This is a genomic window from Streptococcus sp. 5905 (genome assembly GCF_013276505.1).
In the GTDB taxonomy this organism is placed as follows: domain Bacteria; phylum Bacillota; class Bacilli; order Lactobacillales; family Streptococcaceae; genus Streptococcus.
In genome coordinates, this window is sequence record NZ_VMLC01000001.1 from 799,345 (window position 1) to 825,240 (window position 25,896).

Annotated in this window: 25 protein-coding genes; 5 read left to right on the plus strand and 20 right to left on the minus strand. The window is 39.7% G+C overall.

Annotation, left to right across the window (positions count from 1 at the left end):
* Positions 1-12 precede the first annotated feature (12 nt).
* From HT680_RS03925 to HT680_RS03940, 4 genes are all read right to left on the minus strand, one after another.
* A complete protein-coding gene (locus tag HT680_RS03925; protein WP_173258400.1) occupies positions 13-930 on the minus strand; it encodes a metal ABC transporter substrate-binding protein in 918 nt (305 codons plus the stop codon).
* Between the two features lie 195 nt (positions 931-1,125).
* On the minus strand, positions 1,126-3,663 hold the full coding sequence (locus tag HT680_RS03930) for a pneumococcal-type histidine triad protein (protein WP_173258402.1): 2,538 nt from the start codon (positions 3,661-3,663) through the stop codon (positions 1,126-1,128).
* A gap of 253 nt (positions 3,664-3,916) precedes the next feature.
* On the minus strand, positions 3,917-5,650 hold the full coding sequence (gene ptsP, locus HT680_RS03935; protein WP_049477716.1) for a phosphoenolpyruvate--protein phosphotransferase: 1,734 nt from the start codon (positions 5,648-5,650) through the stop codon (positions 3,917-3,919).
* A gap of 4 nt (positions 5,651-5,654) precedes the next feature.
* Positions 5,655-5,918: a phosphocarrier protein HPr gene (locus HT680_RS03940; protein WP_000146947.1), complete on the minus strand. Its 264-nt coding sequence runs from the start codon at positions 5,916-5,918 to the stop codon at positions 5,655-5,657.
* 361 nt (positions 5,919-6,279) lie between these two features.
* On the opposite strand from HT680_RS03940, the gene nrdH reads away from it, so the two are divergent.
* From nrdH to HT680_RS03965, 5 genes are all read left to right on the plus strand, one after another.
* Positions 6,280-6,498, plus strand: a complete 219-nt coding sequence (gene nrdH / locus HT680_RS03945) for a glutaredoxin-like protein NrdH (RefSeq protein WP_000259240.1) — start codon at positions 6,280-6,282, stop codon at positions 6,496-6,498.
* Between the two features lie 80 nt (positions 6,499-6,578).
* Positions 6,579-8,738, plus strand: a complete 2,160-nt coding sequence (gene nrdE, locus HT680_RS03950) for a class 1b ribonucleoside-diphosphate reductase subunit alpha (protein WP_000523273.1) — start codon at positions 6,579-6,581, stop codon at positions 8,736-8,738.
* A gap of 24 nt (positions 8,739-8,762) precedes the next feature.
* Complete coding sequence (locus tag HT680_RS03955; protein ID WP_173258404.1) at positions 8,763-9,137, plus strand: hypothetical protein; 375 nt, start codon at positions 8,763-8,765, stop codon at positions 9,135-9,137.
* Positions 9,138-9,157: 20 nt separating this feature from the next.
* Positions 9,158-10,126, plus strand: coding sequence for a class 1b ribonucleoside-diphosphate reductase subunit beta (nrdF, locus tag HT680_RS03960; RefSeq protein ID WP_000451377.1), 969 nt, complete (start codon positions 9,158-9,160; stop codon positions 10,124-10,126).
* 134 nt (positions 10,127-10,260) lie between these two features.
* The gene (locus HT680_RS03965) at positions 10,261-11,028 is read left to right on the plus strand and encodes a DeoR/GlpR family DNA-binding transcription regulator (RefSeq protein ID WP_000917582.1); all 768 of its coding nucleotides are present in this window, start codon (positions 10,261-10,263) and stop codon (positions 11,026-11,028) included.
* A 41-nt stretch (positions 11,029-11,069) separates the two neighbouring features.
* Here the strand turns inward: HT680_RS03965 and lacG are convergent, their stop codons facing one another.
* From lacG to HT680_RS04045, 16 genes are all read right to left on the minus strand, one after another.
* A complete protein-coding gene (gene lacG, locus HT680_RS03970; RefSeq protein ID WP_173258406.1) occupies positions 11,070-12,476 on the minus strand; it encodes a 6-phospho-beta-galactosidase in 1,407 nt (468 codons plus the stop codon).
* An 84-nt stretch (positions 12,477-12,560) separates the two neighbouring features.
* A complete protein-coding gene (locus HT680_RS03975) occupies positions 12,561-14,255 on the minus strand; it encodes a lactose-specific PTS transporter subunit EIIC (protein WP_001037309.1) in 1,695 nt (564 codons plus the stop codon).
* Positions 14,255-14,572 carry a PTS lactose/cellobiose transporter subunit IIA gene (locus HT680_RS03980; protein ID WP_001078323.1) on the minus strand — a complete coding sequence of 106 codons (318 nt, stop codon included), beginning with the start codon at positions 14,570-14,572 and terminating at the stop codon, positions 14,255-14,257. The genes HT680_RS03975 and HT680_RS03980 overlap by 1 nt, the downstream gene beginning before the upstream one ends.
* Positions 14,573-14,607: 35 nt before the next feature.
* Positions 14,608-15,444, minus strand: coding sequence for a transcription antiterminator (locus HT680_RS03985; protein WP_049500740.1), 837 nt, complete (start codon positions 15,442-15,444; stop codon positions 14,608-14,610).
* A gap of 232 nt (positions 15,445-15,676) precedes the next feature.
* Positions 15,677-16,657 carry a tagatose-bisphosphate aldolase gene (gene lacD, locus HT680_RS03990; RefSeq protein WP_173258408.1) on the minus strand — a complete coding sequence of 327 codons (981 nt, stop codon included), beginning with the start codon at positions 16,655-16,657 and terminating at the stop codon, positions 15,677-15,679.
* Position 16,658: 1 nt separating this feature from the next.
* A complete protein-coding gene (locus tag HT680_RS03995; RefSeq protein ID WP_173258410.1) occupies positions 16,659-17,588 on the minus strand; it encodes a tagatose-6-phosphate kinase in 930 nt (309 codons plus the stop codon).
* 10 nt (positions 17,589-17,598) lie between these two features.
* Positions 17,599-18,114: a galactose-6-phosphate isomerase subunit LacB gene (lacB, locus tag HT680_RS04000; RefSeq protein ID WP_001216921.1), complete on the minus strand. Its 516-nt coding sequence runs from the start codon at positions 18,112-18,114 to the stop codon at positions 17,599-17,601.
* Between the two features lie 30 nt (positions 18,115-18,144).
* Complete coding sequence (lacA, locus tag HT680_RS04005; RefSeq protein ID WP_000029276.1) at positions 18,145-18,570, minus strand: galactose-6-phosphate isomerase subunit LacA; 426 nt, start codon at positions 18,568-18,570, stop codon at positions 18,145-18,147.
* Between the two features lie 291 nt (positions 18,571-18,861).
* Positions 18,862-19,758 carry an aldose 1-epimerase family protein gene (locus HT680_RS04010; RefSeq protein ID WP_173258412.1) on the minus strand — a complete coding sequence of 299 codons (897 nt, stop codon included), beginning with the start codon at positions 19,756-19,758 and terminating at the stop codon, positions 18,862-18,864.
* A gap of 103 nt (positions 19,759-19,861) precedes the next feature.
* Positions 19,862-21,337 (minus strand): PTS galactitol transporter subunit IIC, encoded by a 1,476-nt coding sequence (locus HT680_RS04015; RefSeq protein ID WP_000382509.1) that lies wholly within the window; start codon positions 21,335-21,337, stop codon positions 19,862-19,864.
* Between the two features lie 44 nt (positions 21,338-21,381).
* Positions 21,382-21,687, minus strand: coding sequence for a PTS sugar transporter subunit IIB (locus HT680_RS04020; protein ID WP_000590545.1), 306 nt, complete (start codon positions 21,685-21,687; stop codon positions 21,382-21,384).
* A gap of 37 nt (positions 21,688-21,724) precedes the next feature.
* Positions 21,725-22,201, minus strand: coding sequence for a PTS sugar transporter subunit IIA (locus HT680_RS04025; RefSeq protein ID WP_173258414.1), 477 nt, complete (start codon positions 22,199-22,201; stop codon positions 21,725-21,727).
* A gap of 217 nt (positions 22,202-22,418) precedes the next feature.
* Positions 22,419-23,108: a sugar phosphate nucleotidyltransferase gene (locus HT680_RS04030; RefSeq protein ID WP_000643953.1), complete on the minus strand. Its 690-nt coding sequence runs from the start codon at positions 23,106-23,108 to the stop codon at positions 22,419-22,421.
* Positions 23,109-23,119: 11 nt separating this feature from the next.
* Positions 23,120-23,998 (minus strand): DMT family transporter, encoded by an 879-nt coding sequence (locus tag HT680_RS04035; RefSeq protein ID WP_038805329.1) that lies wholly within the window; start codon positions 23,996-23,998, stop codon positions 23,120-23,122.
* Positions 23,988-24,857, minus strand: a complete 870-nt coding sequence (locus HT680_RS04040; RefSeq protein ID WP_173258416.1) for a phosphotransferase — start codon at positions 24,855-24,857, stop codon at positions 23,988-23,990. The genes HT680_RS04035 and HT680_RS04040 overlap by 11 nt, the downstream gene beginning before the upstream one ends.
* Before the next feature lie 16 nt (positions 24,858-24,873).
* A complete protein-coding gene (locus tag HT680_RS04045) occupies positions 24,874-25,896 on the minus strand; it encodes a ribitol-5-phosphate dehydrogenase (protein ID WP_000609914.1) in 1,023 nt (340 codons plus the stop codon).

A 25,896-nucleotide genomic window follows, 5' to 3' on the forward strand; every position in this document is an offset into this window, starting at 1 on the left:
TTCATCATCTCCTCATTTTAATTCTTCTGCAAGAACATTCATATTTTCTTCTAGGTTTTCTAAGTAAGTTTTGTCATTTTCAGGATCTGCTTCTAAAGGATTGAGTGTCTTTAGGCTAACTCCTGTTGATTTGACCAAGGTCTCAGCGACTTTAGAAGAAGCATTGCTCTCAGTAAAGATGGTTTTGACCTTATAGGTTTTGACAAATTCTTGGATTTCTGTCAACTGTCTCGGACTTGGTTCTTGTTCAGGGGAAATCCCTGCTATACCAAGTTGTTTCAAGCCAAAGCGTTTAGCGAGATAAGAAAAGGCAGTATGTTGTGTAACAAAAGTCTTTTGACTCGCTTTTTCAAAAATAGGTTGGTACTTCTTAGTCAATTCTTGTGCTTTAGCGATAAAGTTTTTGGCATTCTTTTGATACGTTTCCTTATTAGCACTATCAAGCTCCGAAAGTTTGTCCGTAATAATCTGTGCCTCTTCACCTGCTTTTTCTGGATCTAACCAAGTGTGAGGGTCGTAGAGTGTTTTTTCATCAATACCGTCACCAGCTTCTACATCTTCTAAGCCCGGTACACGCTCCAAAGTCATTCCTTCAGAAGCTTCTAAAACTTTAACTTTTGAGTTTTTCAAGTTAGGATCTAGACTTCCCGCCCAAGATTCGAGCGTATGAGAATGGTAGACAAAGACATCCGCGTCATAGATAGCAGCAATGTCATTTGCTGACGGTTCAAAGGAGTGAATCCCACTACTTGACTGAATCATCCGTACATCATTCAAGTCCCCCGATACCTCTTTGACCATGGCATAGATTGGGTAAAAACTTGTTACAATCTTCATTCCTTTTGCTTCTTGTTTTTCTTTTTGACTACATGCTCCTAAGACAAGAATCAACAGACTGGCCATTAATAATAGAAATGTTCTTTTTTTCATCATTACTCCTTAACTAGTATTTAACCATTTAATTAACTAGTAAATAGTTTATCTTTATTTATACTATATGTCAAGATATTTTGCACATTTTCATGAAAAAAATGAGAACTAGAACTCGCATTCTGTTCTCACTTTCTTTTTTAACTTTTCTAGTTCTCCTATCCTGTTTTTAGGAGCTAGAAAATGCTACTACCTTTACTTACTCTCCTTTAATAATGCCAACAACTTTTCAGCTTCAGACATAATGGTATTGTTGTCCTGCGCACCAAATAGCAGATTATTTTTCAAACCTGTGAGAGTTTCTTTGGCATTGGACTTGATAATGGGGTCTTGGATCTTTGCAAGTAGCTCTTCAGCCTCTCTCAACTTCGCTTCAACCTTTTCAGTCTCGACCTGAGGTTCTTCTGGTTCCTCTGGTGATTCTTCTTCCGGCTCCTCGGTTAGTTTTGGAGATTCTGGTTTCTCACTTTGAGGCTTCTCTTCGTGAGGTTTTTCTTCCTCAGGTTTGTCTGTCCGAGGTTTCTCCTGTGATGGTTTTTCCGTTTGATTGGTATCAGCTTGGCCATTTTGGTTTCTTTGAACATGGTCACTTGCATTTCCCCAACCACTATCTGAATGCGGACGTTCGTTTGGATGTTCGACATAGTACTTGACAGTCGCAAAGAGATCTTCTAGACTATACCCCTTAGGTGCCTCATAAAGCCCTTCGTCAAACCACTCAAATTTGATGTTATGGTAATGGTCATAATGAGGAATGATTAAACTACCGTTTTTGACTTCCACAGTATGTTGGAGATTATATGGAATACGATCAAGGGGCACCTTCTTAGCTGCTTTCACGCGGTTGTAGATTGCTTCTGCTCCTTTAGCCTCTGTATTTCCTGAATCCTGATGGTCTGTTGAAGGAGGAGTCAAACCTTTCTCTTTAGCATAAGCCTGGGCTGCCGCTCTTTCAGCTTCAGACAAACTATCTTTCTTAATCCAATGACTATGGGTCATATGTGGAGTTACATAGGCATCCCCCTCATCACTGGTGATATCACGAGGATCAAAGATATAGCCATCTTCTGTTGTATACTTGCCTGCCAACTTGGCTACTTGAATCTCATCATCAGTATAGGCAATTTGCGCATTTGGTTTTCCTAGACGTTCTGGATGACGAATCGGTGCTAGGAAGGCCAGGATATCATCCACCAACTTGATTTTATCACTTGAGGCATCATTGAGACGTTCCAACAGTTTATCCAAAGCGTCAAAATCAGCTTGACGCCCTTTATTAGCAAGTAAGTCTTGATGAACTCTTGCTAGCAAGTCATAAGCCTTATTGTAAAATCCTCGATTAGCAGATGGGAGGTTGGTTTTCTTAGCTTCGAGTTTATGAGCTAAACTTTCTTGCTTGGCGAGTTTACTATCAATGGCTGCAGCAGTTTCTGCTGAAAGTTCCTTAGCAGGAATATAACGAGAGGTTCCATTCTCTTCAAATACATAGCCATCAGCTACTTTTCGAATTGCCTGTTTGACCAATTTTTCGTCAATTGGATTGCTTGGAGATGGTTGAGGATTTGGTGCAGGTTGCGGGCTTGGACTAGGTTCCGGAGTCTGTTGTGGACTTGGTTCTGCTGGTCTTGAATCCGGCACCCAATGGTTCGAACTGTACTGTAGAGGAATAATACGAGCGATTCGTTCTTCCAATTCAGACATTTGTTCGTAAGGGATGAAATGGTAATGGTTCCCATGAGGCACAGCAACTCCTCTGGCTGTTCGACTTGTGATTTGTGCTGGGTCGAAAACAAGACCATCAGATTCTACGTGTCGTTGGCTGAGTGGCAAGGCATAAAGTTGTTTCAGAAGGCCATCAATATCCTCATCACTTTGACTTACTTGGCTATCGTTGCTACTGTTGTTAGCTGTGTTCGTGTGCGTATAGCCACTGCCTTGGTTATTATAGGATGGGGTCCATCTATCTACATCGCTGCTAGCACTGTTGTTATTGGTACGGCGATAAGTAGGCGTATTTGATTGGCCACTTCTACCAGATAGAAAGGCTTCTGCTGCAGCCAATTCGCTGGCTGATAACTCACTCTTAGGAATGTAATGGTAATGGTCGCCATGAGGAACGATATAAGCATCACCAGTATCTTCAATGATATCAGAGGCATTAAAGATGTAACCATCATCTGTAGTATATCGTCCTTGCGAACGTGCCAAGGCTAGAGCACCATCGTTTCTTGGAGTCCCACCTTCACGATGTTGACTATGCTCTTGTTTTTGCCGATTGATTTCTTCTTTTGTACGGACATTATCTGCATGGGCTGCATCCTTAAGGTAGACATAGTATTTTCCATCCACCTTGATAACATAACCACCCTTGATTTCACTGACAATATCCTCATCCTTGAGCTGGTAGTTTGGATCCTTCATCAGCAACTCTTCACTGATGATAGCATCATAAGGAACCTTCCCATTGTAATAATGATAGTGGTCTCCATGTGAAGTGACATAACCTTGATCAGTTATCTTGATGACGATTTGCTCGGCATTGATGCCTTCTTTTTTGCTGACCTCATCAGGAGTCAGATTCTCCGTTTTCTGCGTCGCCTGTTTTCCATCTATATAGGAAACACGATTATTTTCCTTGACCGTTCTAGCTTGATAAAGTCCCAACTCGTAAGAGCAAACACTTAAAATTAAAGCTGCCGCAGAACCAGCAAGGTATTTTTTATTAATTTTCATCGAAACTCTCTTTCTTTTTTATATTTCTAGTTGCAATTCATTTCTAAATTGCAGAAACTCCTCTCTATTACTTAACTGGTTAACAGTTTACTCCTAAATTCGCAGCTTGTCAAGAATTTTATAAACCAGTTAAGTATTTTTTATTCTGCACCACTACTTTTTCTTTAAAAGGGTTCATGTAATCAGCTTTCCTGAAATTTCTTTTAAAAATACCAAAAAAAGTCCCTGCAACTTAGTTACAGGAATCTTTCGATTAATCAAAATTAACGTATTCTTTTTGAAGTTCAAGAACTTCTTCCATTGTTGAGCATTCTGTAAGAGCACGGTTTGCGTACTCTTCCATCTTAGCTGTGTCGAGTTTTTTCATCAAGCTGCGTGTACGAAGTACAGATGTTGCTGACATAGAGAACTCATCCAAGCCCATTCCGACAAGGAGTGGAACAGCTTGTTGGTCACCAGCCATCTCACCACACATACCAGCCCATTTACCTTCAGCGTGAGCTGCTTTGATAACATTGTTGATCAAGCGTAGGATTGATGGGTTATATGGTTGGTAAAGGTATGAAACTTGCTCGTTCATACGGTCTGCTGCCATTGTGTATTGGATCAAGTCGTTTGTACCAATTGAGAAGAAGTCAACTTCTTTAGCAAATTGGTCTGCAAGCATAGCCGCTGCAGGAATCTCGATCATGATACCAACTTGGATATTATCCGCAACTGCAACACCTTCAGCAAGAAGGTTTGCTTTTTCTTCGTCAAAGACTGCTTTCGCTGCACGGAATTCTTTCAAGAGCGCAACCATTGGGAACATGATACGCAATTGACCGTGAACAGACGCACGAAGAAGGGCACGGATTTGTGTGCGGAACATAGCATCTCCAGTCTCAGAGATAGAGATACGAAGGGCACGGAATCCAAGGAATGGGTTCATTTCGTGAGGCATATCGAAGTAAGGAAGTTCCTTATCTCCACCGATATCCATTGTACGAACGACAACAGGTTTACCGTTCATTCCTTCAAGTACAGCCTTGTAAGCTTCGTACTGCTCGTCTTCTGTTGGGAAGTCTTGAGAATCCATGTACAAGAACTCTGTACGGTAAAGACCGACAGCTTCAGCGCCATTGTCATTGACACCTTCAACGTCTTTTGGAGTACCGATGTTGGCAGCCAATTCGAAGTGTTTGCCATCAGCAGTTACTGTTTTAGCATCTTTCAAGAGAGCCCATTCAGCTTTTTGCTTCGCATAAGCTTCACCAGCTGCCTTAAATTCTGCTGCTTGCTCATCAGTCGGGTTGATAATTACTTCACCAGTGATACCGTTAACGGCGAGAATATCACCATCTTTAACGATTTCAGTGATGTTGTTTGTACCCAATACTGCCGCAATTTCAAGCGTACGTGCCATGATAGCTGAGTGGCTTGTACGTCCACCGATGTTGGTTACAAAAGCTTTAACAAAGTTTTTGTCCAATTGAGCTGTATCTGAAGGAGTCAAGTCATGTGCAATCACGATCACTTCTTCATTGATAGAAGCTGGGTTTGGCAATTTCTTACCAAGAAGATTAGCCAATACACGTTTTGTCACGTCGCGGATATCCGCTGCACGTTCTTGCATGTATGGGTTGTCTTCCATGCCTTCAAAGATAGTGATAAACATGTCTGTCACTTCTTTCAGACCTGCTTCTGCATTCACTTTCTTAGCACGGATAGTTTCTTTAATTTGGCTGATCATTTCAGGATCAGCAAGCACCATTAAGTGAGCGTCAAAAACTTGAGCAGCTTCTTCCCCTAGCGTACCTACTGCTTTCTCACGGATAACAGAAAGCTCGTCTTGTGATGCTTGTAAAGCGGCATCAAGGCGAGCTTCTTCTGCGTTTGTATCTTCGACTGTAACAGTCTCGAATGACAAATCCGGTTGAACGAGTAGATATGCTTTTGCAACTGCAACACCGTCAGATGCTGCGATTCCTTTAAGCATTTCTGTCATTTCCTTATGCCAATCCTTCTTTTTCCATTGTTTCAGAGATAGCAGCGATTGCATCGTCAGCATCTGCACCTTCAGCTGAAATTGTAACATCAGCACCTTGGCCAACACCAAGACTCATAACACCCATGATAGATTTAAGGTTTACTGATTTACCTTTGTACTCAAGAGTGATATCTGAAGCAAATTTGCTAGCTGTTTGAACCAACAATGTTGCTGGACGTGCGTGAATACCTGTTTCTGCCACTACGTGGAAATCTTTAGAAGCCATAGTTTGACTCTCCTTTAAGTGTTTTCTATTTGAGTTATAAGTGATAACCCTTACAATAGTGTATTATATCACCTTCAAGATAATTTTTCAAGTGTTTTATGGACTTTCTTCAATTTCCTTTCAGATAACTTGCTGAAAATCTTCTATATAAATTACCAACATACAGGATATAGTTTTTTTGTTTTAATAAACTTTGATAGTTCAATGAAAGTCAAAGCTCATGTTTTAAAAAAACACTATATCTTGTATTTAGTTTTTAAAACTGTAACTTTTAGGCACAAGATTTAGTTTAAAAAATTTGACAAAGTTTTTTTTTCTGATATACTAAGAAAGTAATCAAATTTTATGAGGAGTTACGAAAATGGTAACGGTTTATTCTAAAAATAATTGTGTACAATGTAAAATGACCAAACGTTTCTTGGATAGCAACAATGTCGCTTATCGTGAGATCAATCTCGACGAGCAACCAGAGTACATCGATCAAGTTAAAGAGCTCGGTTTCAGCGCAGCTCCTGTTATCCAAACACCAACTGAAGTCTTTTCAGGCTTCCAACCAGGAAAACTGAAACAATTAGCATAATCTTAGTACATCATCCAGAAGAGATTGCTTCTAGGGCTAACTTAGAGGCCTTTCTTTTGTAATTAGATAAAGGAAATTTTATGGGATTAAAACATCTTGAGGACGTAACTTACTTCCGTCTCAATAACGAAATCAACCGTCCTGTCAATGGACAAATCATGCTTCATAAAGATAAGGAAGCCTTGGATGCCTTCTTTAAAGAAAATGTAGTTCCAAATACCATGGTTTTTGATTCAATTACTGATAAAATCAACTACCTTATTGAACATAACTACATCGAAACTGCATTTCTCAAGAAATACCGTCCAGAGTTTTTGGAAGAATTGCATCAATTTATCAAGGACCAAAACTTCCAATTCAAATCATTCATGGCTGCCTATAAGTTTTACAACCAGTATGCCTTGAAGACTAATGACGGTGAATATTACCTTGAAAGTATGGAAGACCGTGTCTTCTTTAACGCGCTTTATTTTGCTGACGGGGATGAAGCGATTGCGACTGATATTGCCAATGAAATCATCCACCAACGCTACCAACCAGCTACTCCTTCCTTCTTAAATGCTGGACGTGCTCGTCGTGGGGAGTTGGTATCCTGTTTCTTGATTCAGGTGACTGATGATATGAACTCTATCGGACGTTCTATCAACTCTGCTCTTCAACTTTCACGTATCGGTGGTGGTGTGGGAATTTCCCTCAGCAACCTTCGTGAAGCGGGCGCACCTATCAAAGGTTATGAAGGAGCAGCTTCTGGTGTCGTACCAGTTATGAAGCTTTTTGAAGACAGCTTCTCTTACTCAAACCAACTCGGGCAACGTCAAGGTGCTGGTGTTGTCTACCTCAACGTCTTTCACCCAGATATCATCGCTTTCCTTTCCACTAAGAAAGAAAATGCCGATGAAAAAGTTCGTGTTAAGACCCTTTCGCTTGGTGTTGTGGTGCCCGATAAATTCTACGAATTGGCTCGCAAAAATGAAGAAATGTATCTCTTTAGCCCATACTCTGTAGAGCTTGAATATGGTGTACCGTTCAACTACATCGACATCACGGAAAAATACGATGAATTGGTTGCAAATCCAAACATCCGCAAGACAAAAATCAAAGCGCGTGATTTGGAAACTGAAATCTCTAAATTGCAACAAGAGTCTGGCTACCCTTATGTAGTCAACATTGATACGGCTAACCGTGCAAATCCTGTTGATGGAAAGATTATCATGAGTAACTTGTGTTCTGAGATTCTTCAAGTTCAAGAACCAAGCTTGATCAACGATGCTCAAGAATTCCTTCAAATGGGAACAGATGTTTCATGTAACCTTGGATCAACAAACGTGGTCAACATGATGACCTCACCTGACTTTGGTCGTTCTATCCGCGCTATGGTTCGTGCTTTGACTTTCGTTACAGATAGTTCGCACATCGTAGCTGTTCCTACTATCGACCACGGAAACAGTTTGGCTCACACCTTTGGTCTTGGTGCCATGGGACTTCATAGTTACCTTGCCCAACAACTCATCGAGTATGGATCAGCTGAGTCAGTTGAATTTACAAGCATCTACTTTATGCTTATGAACTACTGGACCTTGGTGGAATCAAATAATATCGCACGCGAACGTGGTATCACCTTCCACAACTTTGAAAAATCAGACTATGCTAACGGTAGCTACTTCGACAAGTATGTGACAGGCGAATTTGTTCCAAAATCAGATCGTGTCAAAGAGCTTTTCAAAGACGTCTTTATCCCGAGTGCTGCTGACTGGGCTGAACTTCGCGAAAAGGTTCAAGCAGATGGTCTTTATCACCAAAACCGCCTTGCTGTAGCTCCAAATGGTTCTATCAGCTACATCAACGACGTTTCTGCTTCTATCCACCCGATTACGCAACGTATCGAAGAACGCCAAGAGAAGAAAATCGGTAAAATCTACTATCCTGCTGCAGGCTTGTCAACAGATACTATCCCTTACTACACTTCTGCTTACGACATGGATATGCGTAAAGTGATTGATGTTTACGCTGCTGCGACTGAGCACGTAGACCAAGGACTATCACTCACTCTCTTCATGCGTAGTGATATTCCAAAAGGACTTTACGAATGGAAGAAAGAAAACAAACAAACGACACGTGACTTGTCTATCCTTCGTAACTATGCCTTTAACAAGGGAATCAAGTCTATCTACTACGTCCGTACCTTTACAGACGACGGTGGGGAAGTTGGTGCTAACCAATGTGAAAGCTGTGTGATTTAACGAAGTCTCACTGAGGTAATCAACATGAAAAATTTGATTTTAGAATCTATTAAAATTATAAAAGATGTTAAATGGGATTATGCTACAATGGCTCAACTTACAAAGTTATGGGGTGGACCTAAAAAAGCAACTACTATACTTATTTCTTTGGGGACTGTTCTAGGTGCAATAACTACTCTCAGTTTTCAAAAACTATATAAACATTTTCTTTCTAAACTCCAAACTAGCAAGAAAAAAAACTCATCAAACAACGAAATCAACCAAATTATTCAACAAAAAACAGAAAATTACTTAGTCGAAGTACAAAATAGAAAAGAAAATAATCAAAGTACAGAAGATATTGATGAGGAATATGACAATTATATAAAACAACTTTTAAATACAACTGAGAATGAATAATTCAAAAGGATTTTTATAACATGGAAACTTACTACAAAGCCATTAACTGGAATGCCATCGAAGATGTCATCGACAAATCAACTTGGGAAAAGTTGACGGAGCAATTCTGGCTCGACACGCGTATCCCCTTGTCAAATGACCTTGACGACTGGAGAAAACTATCAAACAAGGAAAAAGACTTGGTAGGAAAAGTCTTTGGTGGTTTGACCCTTTTGGATACCATGCAATCAGAAACAGGGGTTCAGGCTCTTCGTTCAGACATCCGTACACCGCATGAGGAAGCTGTTTTTAACAACATCCAATTTATGGAATCTGTCCATGCAAAATCCTATTCTTCTATCTTCTCTACCTTAAACACCAAGGCTGAGATTGAAGAAATCTTTGAATGGACCAACACTAACCCCTACCTACAAAGAAAAGCGGAAATTATCAATGAAATCTATCTCAATGGTAGCCCACTAGAAAAGAAAATTGCCAGCGTTTTCCTTGAAACTTTCCTCTTCTACTCTGGTTTCTTTACCCCACTCTACTATCTCGGTAACAACAAACTGGCCAACGTTGCGGAAATCATCAAACTGATCATCCGTGATGAGTCTGTTCACGGAACTTACATTGGTTACAAATTCCAACTTGGTTTTAACGAATTGCCTGAAGAGGAGCAAGAAAAACTCAAAGAATGGATGTACGACCTGCTCTACACCCTCTACGAGAATGAAGAGGGCTATACAGAAAGCCTCTATGATGGTGTTGGTTGGACCGAAGAAGTCAAAACCTTCCTTCGTTACAATGCCAATAAAGCTCTCATGAACCTCGGACAAGATCCCCTCTTCCCAGATTCAGCTGATGATGTCAATCCTATCGTCATGAACGGTATTTCAACAGGGACTTCTAACCACGACTTCTTCTCTCAAGTCGGAAATGGTTACCTCCTTGGTGAAGTTGAAGCTATGCAAGATGAGGATTACAACTACGGTTTGGACTTAATTTGACCAATCATTCAAAATATCATGGTTTGTTTAAAACAACCATGGTATTTTTGTTTTTGTTTTATTTTGTTTTTTTCTATTTGATTGATTGAGCGTTTTATGGTAAGATAATAATAGTAGAAATCGAGGTGATAAGGATGCTAAAGCAAGAAAAACTAGATAGTATTCTAGAAGCAGTAAACACAAAAGGCACTATTACTGTAAAAGAGATTATGGAGAGTCTTGATGTGTCAGATATGACAGCTCGCCGCTACTTACAAGAATTGGCAGATAAGGATTTGCTTGTTCGTGTGCACGGTGGCGCTGAAAAACTTCGTACAGGTTCTCTCTTAAACAACGAACGCTCAAATGTTGAAAAACAAGGCTTGCAGATTGCTGAAAAACAAGAAATTAGCCGTTTTGCAGGTCATTTGATTGACGAAGGTGAAACCATTTTTATCGGGCCAGGAACAACCTTAGAATGTTTTGCTCGTGAACTCCCAATTGATAATATTCGTGTTGTAACAAACAGTCTTCCTGTTTTTCTCATCCTAAACGAACGAAAACTAACAGATTTGATTTTGATTGGTGGAAATTATCGCTCTATCACTGGTGCTTTTGTGGGGACACTCACCTTGCAGGATTTGACCAACCTTCAGTTTTCTAAGGCTTTTGTTAGCTGTAATGGCATTAAGGATAAGGCTATTGCCACTTTCAGTGAGGAAGAGGGCGAAGCCCAACGAATTGCCTTGAATAATGCCAATAAAAAATACTTACTGGCAGATCACAGTAAGTTTAATAAGTTTGATTTTTACACTTTCTACAATATCTCAGAGATTGATACAATCGTTTCAGATTCCAAACTGAGTCAGGAGACATTTGAAAATCTATCGAAACAAACAACCATTCTTTTATCAAAACCATAAAAAATTCCCCTGCCACTTGGTGGGGAATTTTTTTGTTAGTTTTAGTCGATAATCTGCGTCTCAGCTAGTTTCTTGTACCAATGAGCCGATTTCTTTGGATAACGCTCCTGGGTTTCAAAATCAACATAGAAGAGGCCATAACGCTTTTCATAGCCATTTGACCAAGAAAAGACATCCATCAGCGACCAGATAAAGTAGCCTTTTACATTGGCTCCATCGGAGATTGCATCTGCAATCACTTCCATATGTTTCTTAACATAATCAATCCGTCCATCATCGTAGACTGTTCCATCCACAAACTCATCTTTGTATCCGAGACCATTCTCTGTGATGTAGATTTTCTTGTAATTTGGGTAATCTTTCTTCACGCGCATGATTTGATCATACAAACCTTGAGGATAGATAATCCAATCCCAGTCCGTACGTGGCACATAATCTGGAGCTACTCGACGTCCAACTCCCTTAATCTGATACTTAGAGCTTCCTTTTTCACCCTTACCGTTATGAATGATTTCTGTTTCGCCATCAAAGGCTTGCATCCAATCACTCATGTAGTAGTTAATTCCAAGGAAGTCATTCAGGTCTTTTGCAGCTTCTAGCACAGCGAAGTCTTCTTCACGCAGATCTAAACTTCCACCATTGACTGCTAAGATATGGTTGACACCTTCCATGGTTTCGTCGGAATAGCGTCCTAGATAAGTCGCATCTAGGATAAACTTGTTATGGATAATATCTTCTAACTCAGCTGCACGAATATCTGCAGGATTTTCAGGATCCAGAGGATACTTAGTAGGCAGTGCATGAACCACACCAATTACACCCTTATATCCCTTATCCTTGAAAAGTTTTACTGCACGCGCATGCGACACCATCATATTGTGATGAGATTGGAAGACTTTGGCAAGGTCGTACTGAATACCTGGAGGGAATTTCCCAACCAAATACTGGCCATCCCCTATCGGCCCAATTTCATTAAAGGTTGTCCAAAAGTTAACTTCAGGAAATTCTTCAAAACAGAAAGCTGCATAATCCACAAAGTGATCAATGTTTTCTCTGTTTAGGAAATCTCCGTTTGAATGAAGCGCCTCTGGCGTGTCAAAGTGATGAAGAGTCACGAATGGCTCAACATGCCGTTTGTGGCACTCTGCAAATAATTTATGATAGAACTCAACCCCCTTGTCATTAACCTTCCCATAACCAGTTGGAAAGATACGTGACCAAGCGATTGAAATACGGATACCATTGACACCATACTCTTCTGCAAGTTTGAGGTCAACTGGGTATTTGTGATAGAAATCACTGGCTGGTTCAGCAGTGTACCAGTAGTTATCTTTGAGGTATTTGTCCCAGGCGACTGGCCCTTTACCATCAGTATGTGTAGCACCTTCTGCTTGGTAGGCTGCTGTTGCTCCGCCAAAAATAAAGTCTTTTGGAAGTGTTTTTGTCATTTGATTCACCTTTCAAGAAATAGAACTGAGATGGGGATATAGTTGGGAGGAGTTCCTCCATCTCACTTCTTTGGTATTTACATTTTATTCTTCAAACTGCGCTTGAACGAAGGCAAGAGCGCCTTTTCCATCACGAGTCAGTTTAATGTATTGGCCACCTTCTGTCTTAGCAAGTTTGATACCAAGTTTGTCGGTTTCGGCCTTCATGTCTTCAAAGTTTGAAGCAACTTGAGGAGCAAGGATAACCAGATCAAACTCAGGCAACATTTCACGGTGAGCTCCATAGCCACCAGCTGCTGCCTTGACAGGGACATTGTACTCTGCAGCTGCTTTGTTTAGAGCATTTGCAAGGAGACCACTTGTACCTCCACCAGCACAGAGAACGAGGACATTTGTTTCTTCAGTGATTGTGTTTTGCGCTGCTTCTACACCTGCTTTTTCAAGAATAGCATCTGCTTTGGCAGTATTGAAGTTTGCTGCTACTTTTTCTTTCAATTCATCATTGACTTTACCAGAACGCTCTTCTTCAAGGATTTGTTCATCATAGACTTTAAGGAATGGATAGTAAATGACAATGTCAACAACGATTAGAAGGGCAGCAAGAATGAACGATAGAACTTGGAAGTTTGTACCGAGAACAATACCGAGCGGACCTGGTGTTGTCCAAGGAAGGTTGGCTGTAAATGAGTTCATGCCAAGCGTCTCAATGAAGAATTTAAAGATCCATACGTTGGCAATTGGCGCAAAGATAAATGGAATAAAGAAAATCGGGTTCAATACAAGCGGTGCACCAAACAGAATTGGTTCATTTACACCAAAGAAAGTTGGAACTACTGAAGCACGTCCGATTGCACGGTTACGTTTTGATTTTGTTAACCACATGAACATGAATGGAACAACCAGTGTCGCACCCGTACCACCCATGGTAACGATAAACATTTGTGTACCTGAAGTAAGGATCTTGTCTGCATGCATCCCTTGTTGAAGAAGGTTTAAGTTGACTTCAGCATTTGCATAGGTAATAGCTGCGATTGCTGGCTCGACGATTGAAGGACCGTGGATACCAACAAACCAGAAGAAGGCAAAGGCACCAAAGATAATGGTAATACCTAGATAACCATCAGCAGCAGAGAATAATGGTGCAAAGAATTTACCGATTGATTCAGCTACGCTTGCACCAACAAAATGACGAGCTAGTAAATCAAGAGCATAAAGAGAAACCACTGATAGAGTGAATGGAATCACATCTTTAAAGACTTGTGAGATATTTGGTGGAACTTCGTCAGGCATACGAATAGTGACGTTGTTCTTAACACAAACCTTATAGATGGCTACAGTAACAAAGGCAGCAAGGAAGGCTGAAAGCAACCCTTTTGTTCCAAGGAAACCTGTTGCAAAGCCACCTTCAATCGGATCAGCTGCCAACATCAACAAACCAACAATCGCAGCCAAAAGTGTTGACATATAGTTGATTTGGTTGGTTTTCTCCATGCTACGGTTTACTGAGTCGGTCAATGACTTAGCTGTTGTACCAGCTACCAAGAGAGCTAGAATCCCCATTGAATAGCTATAAGGTTTCATGAGGAGATTAACAACATCATCAGACCATTTAAAGCCCCATGAGTTTGGTACAAAAGCAATCAAGATAAAGATACTTGAGAAGAGAATAACAGGCATCCCTGCAATGAAACCATCACGAATAGCACGAAGGTAGATATTACGAGATAATTTCTCAAAGAAAGGTTTTCCTTTCTCAATAAATGCAATTAGTTTGTTCATTACTTAACTCCTCTCTTGTAGAGTTCGATTAAATGGTGCATCAAATCTTTTAACAAAATGGTAGTCATCAAGTGGTCTTGACCGTGCATCATGGTTACACTATAAGCTAAGTCCTCACCAGCTGCCTCCTTGGTCAATAGACTTGTTTGCGCGTGGTGAGCCTCTGCAATGCAAGAACCAGCTTCCTCGACTAAGCTATCTGCTTTCGCAAAATCGCCAGCTTCAGCAGCCTTCAAGGCTTCCAATAGCTTTGAACGAGCATCGCCAGCATAGGCTACGATTTCAAAACCTAACAATGTTACTTCTTCTCTATTCATGATAGAATTCTCCTTATGTATTTTTAATTAAATTTTTATGACAATAAACGTTGGATATGTAGAACTAGATAAACTCGTTCACTTTTATACAAATCAAGACCCGTATGTTGCGTAATCACATCATAGATCTTGGAACCAATCTCGAACGCTTTTGGATAGGATTGTTTAATATGATCTTCCATATCCAGAAGTGATTGATTATCATCTCTGGAACGGTCTAAATAATCCAAAAAATAGTTGAGATGAATCATAAAACGATCATAGAAATGATTATTCTCTTTGGTTCGTTGAATTGCATAACCCTTTAGCACTTCTTCAACATTCCTGAGAATTTCTTTCCTCTTATCAATCGACTCAACAACTTCCACTTCATTCTCACCTTCGGCATTGATAAAATGATAAGCAATCCGAATAATTTCGTCTTCAGGGAAATTTTCTGTCAACTTCTGACGATAGATTTCAAAGGCTTCCTTTGCGATTTGAAAAGCGACAGGATACTTAGTGGAAATATCTGGCAGATTACTATCCTTGTACCTTCCTTGTGCTAGAGCTTGGTAAGAGCAGTAAATATGATCTGTCAAGGTTACGTAGAGATACTCTTGAATCGGATAATGATATTTCTTTGATAGCTTATCAATGATTTCATAAGTCACTGTGATAAAATCAAGCGGAACATCTTTGAGGAGAGCCATAAAGTTTTCTCTTGACTCTTCGGTCTTCATCCGAAAGATTTTCTCAACCTGATTTTCAGCAATCAAATCCCCCTTCTTCTTTCCGAATGCAATCCCCTTACCAATTACAATCACTTCTTCTCCCTTATCATTTCTGACAAGAGAGACGTTGTGATTCATTGGATTTAGAATTCGATACATGGCAACCTCCTTTTATCTCTTAATGGTATATGAGTATAAAAAATGACCACAAATGAACTAGAAAATCTTTTGATCTCTAATTCACCTGTGATCATGCCTAATATTACTTAGTAACACTCACCTTGTATTAACTTGTGATTTAAGTATAGCACAAGTAAGTTTTTTTGTAAACCTTTACATTCAACTTTTTTTAAATTTTTTAGATTTATGTTCCTAAACTAGGAGGAGCTTCTTACACGCGTTCAGTCCATGAAGTCGCTGTGGTTTGGAGAACCTTGTTAAGTTCGTCAATGTTCTCAAATCCAGTTGTACGCAACCATTCACGAGCTGCTGCCTCACCATCTTTAATGTAAGCTTCAACTGATCCAGCCCATGTTGCACGGCCACAAAGAACTCCGTTGAAGTTTGCACCTGATTCGTGGGCAAAGACAAGGGTTTCTTGGAAGAGTTTAGCTGAAACTCCCGCACTCAAATAGATGTATGGCAAGTTAGTTGCTTCATCTTGCGCTTTGAAGAAGGCTGCTGCTTCTTCGCGTGTATGAACGATTTCGCCATCGCCAAAGCCTTCAACGTATTTAACATTGACTGGAACTTCTACTTTCAAGACATCGATGTTGAAGCGTGGGTCTGAGAAGACTTTCATCGCACCGATAACTTTGTGTGGTTTCACTTTTGCGTATTCTGCAGAACCTGCGTCAGCGATTTTTTCATCGTAAGCCAAGATTTCAAGGAAGAATGGAATATCTTCCGCCACACACTCAGAACCAATACGTTCGATGTAGGCTTGTTTTTCTTGGTTGAGTTCATCAGCGCTGTCTACGTCATAGTAAAGCAAGAACTTAACAGCGTCTGCACCTTGTTCTTTGATGCGTTTTGCAGACCAAACATCCAAGCAGTCAGGCAAGCGTTTGGTGCTTGTTGTGTCGTAGCCAGTTTTCTCATAAGCAAGGAGAAGACCAGCATTGGCATCAAGCGCTTTTGTAGCTGGAAGACCATACTCAGGGTCAAGGAGCATAGATGATGCATATTTTGTCAATTCATCTGCAACCAAGACTTTGAGCTCTTCCATTTGAGCTACTGTTGGCTCTTCTGTTTGGTATTGAGCCATGAGGCGTTTCAAAGCACCACGTTGGTCAAAGGCAAGAGCTGAGATAATGCCGTTTTCGTCAGAGAGTTTTTCCAAATATTTGCGTTTTTGTTCTGTTAAAGCCATTTTATACCTCTTTTACGATTAGTTGGTCGTATAGACCTTGATAGTTAGCCATATTGACATGACCTGTCATCTTTTCTTGAGCATTGAGCATACCAAGGACATTTGCCTTGATAAGAAGTACTTGATCAGATTCCTTATGAAGAAGTCCTGATGAAATACCTGCAACAGTAGAATCTCCAGACCCGACAGGATTGACTACCTGAATTCTAGGAATATCTACCTTGTAGAAAGTGTCCCCATGTTTTGCAAAAGCACCATTTGCACCAAGTGACACGATAATCCACTCAATCCCTGCAAATAAAGGCTCTTGAAGAACTTCTTTTAATTCATCCAAATCCTCAGAAACTTCTTTCCCAAGAAGCTGAGACAATTCTTCGTTATTGGGTTTAATAACTGTGGGTTTATGTGGTGATTCAAGAACCGCCTGAAGGGCAGCACCTGAGCAGTCTAGAACAACTGGTTTCCCTGCTTGATTAGCAAGCTCTACCAATCTCGCATAATAATCAACTGGAAGACCTGCTGGCAGACTACCAGAGATAGCAACTACTTCCACTGTGCCAAGAAGATTCTCGAAATGAGCCAAGAAATCTTGCCCTTCTTGTTCCAGAACTTCAGGCCCTTTTTCAAGGATTTCTGTTTGGTTGTCTCCGTGCAGAATAGCGATACAGTTACGAGTCTCTCCTTGAATGGAGAAGAAACGTTTCGATACTTTATCGTCGATATGCTCTACTAAAAACTCACCAAGTTTACCACCGACCAAACCAGTAGCAGCAACAGAATCACCAAATTCTGAAAGAACTCGTGTAACATTGAGCCCTTTACCACCAGCTGTCTTGGTCACGTCCACCACACGGTTGACAGTGTCAATTTTCAATTCATCCAAAGGATAAGAAATATCAATGGATGGATTCATTGTGACTGTTAAAATCATGCGTCACCTCTTAGTCGTGGTATTCACCGCGATCCCATTTTTCAAGGAATTCTGTAAAGAAGTTTGCGTCTGCTTGATGAGCATTGTGAGTTTCAACGTGCTCAATTTTCGCAATCAATTTTTTGTTTTCTTCTGATGGTTTGTATTCAGCATTGATGAAAGCTTCAATGATGTCGCACATGAGCAATTCGCCAGTGATTTTACCACCAAAACCGATAACGTTAGCGTTCAATTGTTCTTTAGCGTAAAGCGCTGTTGTCATATCACGAACCAAGGCAGAACGGACACCTGGAACTTTGTTGACAGCGTTGTTGATACCAACACCAGTACCACAGATACATACCCCAAGATCAGCTTGACCGCTTGTAACGGCTTCACCAACTTTTTTACCAAAGATTGGGTAGTGAGTACGTGTGTGGTCATAGGTACCAAAGTCGATGACTTCATATCCTTTTGATTTCAAAAATTCTGAAACCGCCATTTTTTCATCTGTTACGATGTGGTCACATCCAATTGCAATTCTCATTTTTATCTTACCTTTCTTACCATAATCTAATTAGCACATTTTGTTCAACATATCGACCCGAATTTGGTGACGACCACCGTCGTATTTGCCGTTAACAAAACCTTTAGCAATGTTTTTCGCCAATTCATCACCAACGATTTCTGCACCCATAGTAATCATACGTGAGTTGTTGTGTCCACGAGTCATATAAGCAGAACGTTCATCTGAAACTTCTGCAGCAACCATTCCTTTGATTTTAGTTGCGACCATAAATGGACCAGCTCCATAGGCATCAATCACGATACCAAGATTTTGTTCTTCTTTGTTTACTTCTGCAGCAACAGCAAGAGTCACATCAACAAAATCTTGACCTTCAGCTGTAACATCCACAACGTGGAAGTTTTCTTTTTCCAAGAAGTCTTTCACAACTTCTTTTAATCTCAAACCTGCAGCATCTGCACCGATAACAATAGACATATTGTTTACTCCTTTTTATTATTCTAGGCCAGTAAAGACTTTTATAGCTAGCAGTTTACCTACAAAAGACTTTCTAGCAGTTTATTGACAAATTTGATTGAATAAGCTGTTCGATAGCCTATTCAAGTCTAGGAAATAAAGTTCCTAGAAATAAACTTTCTCCTCGAAAGAGAATATAACAAGTGATTATTTGTTTGTTACAAACATCATTTGTTGCTTACAAACATAATATACTCCTATTTATAGAAAAAGTCAACAGTAAATGTTTGTTTTTGTGTTTTATTTTTTTATCTAAAAGATTTGAATATCAAAGTCAATCTGTTCTACTTGACCGGGGTTTAAGAGACGAACGTTTTTCTTATCTTCTAAATGATCTCCTTCTTCAAGAGATGTTGACAAGCCAGACCATGGTTCAAACGCGATGAAAGGACCTTTATTTAGAGTTGACCAAACGATGAGATTTGGGAACTCTTGGAAGTGTACTTTTAATCCCTTCTCATGCTTGCGCGAACGAAGCGCAATTGTTCTAGATTGTAACTCATCAAGTGTCACTGCATCAACACTAAACAGATCATAACTGAGATCCACTACCTTTTGCGAATCCAACCATGGACTTCTATCTTGTAAGTCTAACATTCCTGTTTCTGGGAAAGGACGTGGAACAGAGCAAGTCTCTTCTTTTTCAAACTCTAAATAGTAATCTTCATAAGTTTCGCCATCTAGCAGAGGGCAATTAAATCCTGGATGTCCTCCTATAAAGAATGGCATTACTTTATTAGTTTCTCTATTGAAAACTTTGTATTGAGTACGAACAGTCTTGCCAATCACTAGATAAGTGATTTCAAGGCGGAAATGATAAGGATAGTTTTGATAAGTATTCTCATCATCTTTGATAGCAAAGGTTACACTGTTTTCTGTTTGATCAACTAAGTCAAATTCTTTTTTACGGACTAAACCATGACGCGGAATGCTTCCTTTCGTCTCCGTTCCATCTTCGTGGCTATAGAAGGCTGTATCCTCTCTCAAAGAGCCACAGATTGGAAAAAGTACTGGCGCTTGTCCACTCCAGTAAGTGGGATTTCCTTGCCACAGATACTCAATGCCATCTAGATCCTTGATTGATGACAAGGCGCCACCAAAAGTTTTAAATTGGACCGTCAATTGGTCTGATTTGATTTCAATTACCATTATTTTCTCCGATTTCTTGATAGTTTATAAAAAACTAGGTTGCCACTCCCAATGTCGGAAATTGACAACCTAGTTTTCACAATTTACATTTTATAGGAGCGAATTATTTAGCATTTGCTGCGTACTCTTCGTTACGTTTGATCATTTGTTTTCTATACCAAGCAAAGATACCTACATAGAATACAAGGAAGGCTGCTGCACCAAGGATTGCTTTAATATCACCTGTTGTAGCATTACCGATTGCCCAACCAAATAGTTTTTCAATTGGTCCTTCAAGAGTTGAGTGAGTAATCAATTGAGTTTGACTCACACCTTCTGGGAAGGCACCTACACCCTTAGCAAGTTCAGTTGCAAATGGAGCGATAAGAGTCCCTGAAAGAAGGAAGAGTGGCAACAAGAGTGTTCCGAAGATAATCATACGGAGCAATTTACCACGTGTAACAACCAAGAGAGCTGGAGTCACACCCATAGCGATGATACCTGCAAGTGGCAAGATACCATTTCCGACATTTGAAAGAAGCACTGCTTCTACTAGCATGATTGGAGCAAGCACGTTGGCACAAGCCCAGATTTCAGCACGACCAGCGATGAAAGGCCAGTCAAGACCGATGTTGAATTTACGTCCTTGAAGACGTTTAGTAGCAACGTTTGTAATACCTTGTGAAAGTGGTTCTACAGCTGCGATGAACCAAGATCCGATAAGTGAGAAGAGCTCCAAGCAGACACCGGCAGTCAAACCAAGGCTCAACCAACCTTTAATAACAAGTTCCCATTTATCAGCTCCTTCTACACCAGCAACTGGGTGTGGAGTTCCCATCAAGCCAATAACGATACCAAGAATAAATCCGATAAAGAATTTAGAACCCCAGAAACCGATTTTTTTGTTCAATTTTGCAGCGTCAAAGTCATATTTATCAAGACCTGGCAATACTTTATCGAAGATCTTATCCAAGACCATGATAACTGGGTTCATCATGTAGTTCATGTGAGTTGAAGTCATTGGTGATGAACTTGGTGCATTAAGAAGGTCGTCGAATGTTGGTTTCATCAAGTCAGAGTTGATGATTTTCAAAACACCTACAAGGACAACTGCTGCAGTTGCGATGAAGAGTGAAACCCCTTGGCTTACACCGTTGTTGTCTGCATACCATTTAATCAAAAGACCAGTGATTGACAAGTGCCAGATATCGAAGATATCGACGTCAAGTGTGTCCGTTTTCTTCATTGCAAGCATCACAACGTTGACAATCAGCATCACAAGTAAGAAGTAAAGTGTCCATGCAGAACCCCAAGTGATGGTTGCAAGTGGTGCCCAACCAACGTCAGTGATGTTCAATTGAATACCAGTGTTTTCAACGAATTTCGCAAGAGATGCTGAGAAAGCTCCGTTGAGCATACCGATGATAGCACCGATACCAGTAAGAGCGATGGCAAGTTTGATACCACCTTCAAGCGCTTTGGAGAATTTCACTCCAAAAAGTAGAGCCAATACTGTCAAGATGATCAGCATGATGATAGGACCACCCATTTCCAAGACTGGCTTGAAAATCTTATTGGCTAGTTCGATAATGACATCCATAATAGTTCCTCCCTTTATTTTTATGGAATCTTACAAAATAATAATTAGCTTAGTCCGTGTTCTTTGATAGCTGCCTCAATATTGTCAAATACTGGAGCGCTCATTGCTGGAATACGGAACAAGATTGGTCCAGCTTCGATAACTGGAATACCTGGTTCAAAGCCAAGATCTGTTGCAGCGATTGGTGTAAAGATATCGTAGCCTTTGATAAGGTCTTCGTTTACATCTTTTACCATAACTGCATCGCAGTGAACATCGTAACCGCGATTTGCGAGTTCTTCTTCAAGGGCACTTTTAATTTGGTGACTTGAGTTAACACCTGCACCGCAGGCAGCAAGAATTTTAATCATTTGGATTTCCTCCGATTTATTTTTTATAATGTACGATTTAAGCTGTTGCTTCAGAGATATAGGAATACAAGGCTTCTGGTTCAGAAATATTTGATAAATCTTCTAGATGACCATTCCCTGTAAAGAAGTCCATCAACTGAGCAAGAATGTTGGTTTGACTCGAACTTGAATTGTTAATGATAAAGAAGAGTAAAGAAACTTCCACTTCCTTATCAGGAGCAATCATATTGTGAAAAGTTACTGGTTTTTCTAATCGAACAACCACCACTTTCTCAGCCAGATTATGAACAATATCTGTATGAGGAATCGCTACGTTTGGCAAGTCCTTCCCCAGAAATTCCATATCTAAGCCAGTCGGAAATGACTTTTCACGCGTGATCAAGGCTTCACGATAAGTTGGAGTTACTATTTTTCGTTCTTCCAACAAACTTGCAACCTGATTAAAGAGTTGTTCTTGATTATCCGCTTCTAAGCAAAACACGAGGTCTTTGTCAAAGAAATGATCTAATCCCATAACAGTTTCCCTTCTTTCAATTAACTTTTACGTTATAAGTATAACACTATATGAAATCGTTGTCAATACTTTTTGTTTTATTTTGTTTCTTTTTTGTTGATTGTGTTTTGTTAATTAATTACAATCATTATCAAACAATCTTTTTAAATTCTATTTTCTTGCATTTCAAACAAAAAAAGACCAACATGGGTCTTTTTGTTACTAATTCTAATGTTATTTAATTAATGGAAGATAAAATTTCTTCTAGCTTTTGATAGTCCTTAACACTATCGATTTCATAGATGCTGTTGCCTTCTAATTCTTCGACATAGACATCTAATTCTTTGATATTATCCTTAACCATATTGTCCCAATAGAGATCAACAAATTCGCCGCTTGCATAGGCTTTGTCAATAAAACCAACAATCTTTTCTGCAGTTGGAGCATCCCAGAATGATACGCCGCTCAGAATACGACCAGCCTTGCTATCAACGATGATGTCTTGAACTTTATAGTCATCACCATAAACCAAGAACCATTCATTCTCACAGTCTTCACGATAAACACTGAAATAGGTAGAACGTTCAAGATTATTTCTAAACATATTTTTGAAAAGATAATTATCCGCATCAATAACATAGCTGTTAGCTAAATCTTCTTTTACAAGGTAAAGTGAGTAAAAGTTGTTGTAATCAGCATACTTGTCGTTGAAGACTAAACGAACACCATATTTTTCTTTTAGGTAGTCAAATTGTTCTTTGAGGTAGCCAACAACGATAATAATCTCATCAATTCCTCTCTCTTTCAAAAACTCGATTTGGTATTCTACCAAAGGTTTTTGGTTGACCTTAACCAAGGCTTTGGGGGTATTTTCAGTCATAGGACGCAGACGAGTTCCCAACCCCGCTGCCAAGATAATTGCTTTCACGCTATTCTCCTTTATTCTTTAATAATAATATAAACACCAGCCATGACAACAAGCGATGTAATAATGGTCACCATATCGAGTGGTGTTCCTAAAAGCATTGCTGAGAACAATACTGTCCAAACGACATAGCTTACGTTCAAACCAGTTGCTTTTGCTGGCTGCAGACGATTGATAGCAATATAGTAAGCTAAGTAAGAAATCATATTACATGCTGCAAAGACTAACATCAAACCCAGCAATTGTCCATCTGCCACTTCTGCAAATGAATGGTGAGAAAAGAGCACAATCACAAGATAGGACAAGAATGAAGTTACTTGACGGATTAGTAAGGCTTCAATTTCACTTAATTCACTTTCCATAGCATAGGAGCTGAGGACACTTTCACTTCCCCAAGCGATGGCACAAACTAATGCACAAAGAATTCCGATATAAAAAGAATTAACCTGCTCAACTTTGTAAGTCTGGGCAATAATACCTGCGATAATCAACAAAATACCAAACACAGTATTCTTAGATACCTTGTGTTTCAAAATGAAAAATGCTAGTAAAACAGAAACTGCTGGGTAGATAGCTGATACTGAAGATGCAAGAGAACTACCGATATACTTAACCGCATAAAGATTGGCCTGCATGCCAATGGGACCAGCTAGCAAGGCTCCGATAATAACACTGACATTTCGAATATTTAGAAAAATCGAGAGTCGAACTTTTCCTTCTTTTACCAAAAGAAAAGCTAATAGAATAAAGATACTCAAAAAGTCATGTGCCGCTGCCACTACAAAAGGGGAAAGATTGGTAAAAATTGAAAAGATATAAGAACTAATTGTCAGACCTAGTCCCCAGAAGATACCCGAGAGCAGACCGAAAGAGACACCATTTTTATTCTTCATCCAAACCTCCATAATAAGTCAGACCGTCAACAGCTCTTTTGTAACGACTCACACCATAATCTCCAAAGTCAGCGCCTTGATCTTCTTTGTACACTGTCCACAAACTCCAGATAGTATCTTGCAAAATTTTATAGATTCGAATCTTTTCACGAGATACTGGAGTTTTGTCACTCTCATAGTAGGTTAGGAAATCTTCTTCTTCCTGATTTGTAAATTCAGACTCTAAGAAAAGAGCTGCCAAATCCCACATTGGGTCATTCATAGAAGAGTATTCCCAGTCAATCAAATACAAACGACCTTGTGGTGACTCGATAAAGTTTTCTGGTACCAAATCGATGTGACAGGACTTTCTATCAACACCCAAATCAGCCAATCTCTTTTCTAGTGAAAATACATCTTTTCTTACAGCTTCATAGTTTTCATAAGGGATAGCTCCCTCAATCAAGGATTCATATTTGCTGATTTCCTCAAAAGGAGCAAACTCTCCTCTTAATTCTTTCCCTGAAGCGTGGATGGTTTGTAAAATTGGTGCAATCTTTTCAAACTTGGACTTAATTGATGTTGAATCTAGAGTTACTGCTGATTCGATGTATTCATTTACTTTGATCCCTGACTCAATATCAAAGAGATAATTTTTAACATCTAAATCTAAATCCTCTAAAAGTTCAAGATTATACTTTTCATTTTGACGATTGATGAGTTTTTCAGTCCCTTTACCAAAAAATTTCACAATATACTGTTTGTTGGTTGTTTTGACCAAATAGTTTTGGTTGGTCATGCCTCCCAACTGTTCAACACTGAGTACTTCCTCTTCATCAGATAGTAAAGAAGAAATTTTTTCTTTGATGAGTTTCTCCACAATTAACCTCCATCTTCTACACTTCCCACTTAAATACTGTTTTAAAAGCAGTATTAAGGTCTGTAGCAAAGACACGGTGAATGTCCTTGATTTCTCTCACAGGCTCTTCAATATAAAGGATATTCTTCAGACGATTTGCAAACTTTTTGACTTCCATCATTTGAATAGCCTTCTCAAAATCGACGCGTCCTGAACGAGATGAGCCTACTAATAACAATCCTTTTTCCAAAGCATCTCGTGTATTGATATTAACCTTGTATTCGCTCACTCCCATCATGAGAATCGTTCCCTGTGGACGAATATAGCGAATCAAGTCATTGATAGCTGGACCTGTGCCATCACCACCGCAACACTCAAATCCATGATCAAAGGTCAAATCCTCTGGGATATTATCAGTAATGTAGCACTCTTTTGCAAAAGAGAAGAGCTCCAGTTTTTCCCAATGGCGACCAATAACGATAATCTCTGCTTCCGGTAGTGTGTAATTGATAATATTGGCAACCACAAAGGCCAAACTACCATCTCCAATAACAGCGATGCGCTCTCGCTTGCTATGAGCAAGATGCAGGAATCGATCCACAGCATGCATACCAACACTTACAAACTCTGTAATGGCTGCAACTGTGTCCTCAATGTCATTATAAGAAACGACTCGGTCTTTTGGAAGAGAGACAAATTCTCGCATAAAACCATCGTGACCACTAGATAGGAAGTAGGTTCCTGTCATGTAGTTCTCGTAGAATTCCTTGTCACTCTGCATAGGCGGTTGATTGGGAATCATAACTACCTTTTGACCGACTTCATAAGTCCCAGTTGGATCGGAAATAACAGTCCCACAAGATTCGTGAATCATGGCCATTGGGAGCTTTTTAGCCAATATCTTTGGATCGCGTTTCCCTTGATAGTAACGTTGATCCGCATGACAAACCGCCATATAATTTGGACGAATAAGGATATGATTCTTCTGATCAATGTCTTCTTCTTGATATTTTACATTGATAAACTTTGGTTTGGTCAGTTGATAAATTTGATTAATCAT

Excerpts from the sequence above, each read along its gene's own strand:
- HT680_RS03925 (WP_173258400.1), bottom strand. The coding sequence starts at position 930 with ATGAAAAAAAGAACATTTCTATTATTAATGGCCAGTCTGTTGATTCTT.
- HT680_RS03930 (WP_173258402.1), bottom strand. The coding sequence starts at position 3,663 with ATGAAAATTAATAAAAAATACCTTGCTGGTTCTGCGGCAGCTTTAATT.
- ptsP (WP_049477716.1), bottom strand. The coding sequence starts at position 5,650 with ATGACAGAAATGCTTAAAGGAATCGCAGCATCTGACGGTGTTGCAGTT.
- HT680_RS03940 (WP_000146947.1), bottom strand. The coding sequence starts at position 5,918 with ATGGCTTCTAAAGATTTCCACGTAGTGGCAGAAACAGGTATTCACGCA.
- nrdH (WP_000259240.1), top strand. The coding sequence starts at position 6,280 with ATGGTAACGGTTTATTCTAAAAATAATTGTGTACAATGTAAAATGACC.
- nrdE (WP_000523273.1), top strand. The coding sequence starts at position 6,579 with ATGGGATTAAAACATCTTGAGGACGTAACTTACTTCCGTCTCAATAAC.
- HT680_RS03955 (WP_173258404.1), top strand. The coding sequence starts at position 8,763 with ATGAAAAATTTGATTTTAGAATCTATTAAAATTATAAAAGATGTTAAA.
- nrdF (WP_000451377.1), top strand. The coding sequence starts at position 9,158 with ATGGAAACTTACTACAAAGCCATTAACTGGAATGCCATCGAAGATGTC.
- HT680_RS03965 (WP_000917582.1), top strand. The coding sequence starts at position 10,261 with ATGCTAAAGCAAGAAAAACTAGATAGTATTCTAGAAGCAGTAAACACA.
- lacG (WP_173258406.1), bottom strand. The coding sequence starts at position 12,476 with ATGACAAAAACACTTCCAAAAGACTTTATTTTTGGCGGAGCAACAGCA.
- HT680_RS03975 (WP_001037309.1), bottom strand. The coding sequence starts at position 14,255 with ATGAACAAACTAATTGCATTTATTGAGAAAGGAAAACCTTTCTTTGAG.
- HT680_RS03980 (WP_001078323.1), bottom strand. The coding sequence starts at position 14,572 with ATGAATAGAGAAGAAGTAACATTGTTAGGTTTTGAAATCGTAGCCTAT.
- HT680_RS03985 (WP_049500740.1), bottom strand. The coding sequence starts at position 15,444 with ATGTATCGAATTCTAAATCCAATGAATCACAACGTCTCTCTTGTCAGA.
- lacD (WP_173258408.1), bottom strand. The coding sequence starts at position 16,657 with ATGGCTTTAACAGAACAAAAACGCAAATATTTGGAAAAACTCTCTGAC.
- HT680_RS03995 (WP_173258410.1), bottom strand. The coding sequence starts at position 17,588 with ATGATTTTAACAGTCACAATGAATCCATCCATTGATATTTCTTATCCT.
- lacB (WP_001216921.1), bottom strand. The coding sequence starts at position 18,114 with ATGAGAATTGCAATTGGATGTGACCACATCGTAACAGATGAAAAAATG.
- lacA (WP_000029276.1), bottom strand. The coding sequence starts at position 18,570 with ATGTCTATTGTTATCGGTGCAGATGCTGCAGGTTTGAGATTAAAAGAA.
- HT680_RS04010 (WP_173258412.1), bottom strand. The coding sequence starts at position 19,758 with ATGGTAATTGAAATCAAATCAGACCAATTGACGGTCCAATTTAAAACT.
- HT680_RS04015 (WP_000382509.1), bottom strand. The coding sequence starts at position 21,337 with ATGGATGTCATTATCGAACTAGCCAATAAGATTTTCAAGCCAGTCTTG.
- HT680_RS04020 (WP_000590545.1), bottom strand. The coding sequence starts at position 21,687 with ATGATTAAAATTCTTGCTGCCTGCGGTGCAGGTGTTAACTCAAGTCAC.
- HT680_RS04025 (WP_173258414.1), bottom strand. The coding sequence starts at position 22,201 with ATGGGATTAGATCATTTCTTTGACAAAGACCTCGTGTTTTGCTTAGAA.
- HT680_RS04035 (WP_038805329.1), bottom strand. The coding sequence starts at position 23,998 with ATGAAGAATAAAAATGGTGTCTCTTTCGGTCTGCTCTCGGGTATCTTC.
- HT680_RS04045 (WP_000609914.1), bottom strand. The coding sequence starts at position 25,896 with ATGATTAATCAAATTTATCAACTGACCAAACCAAAGTTTATCAATGTA.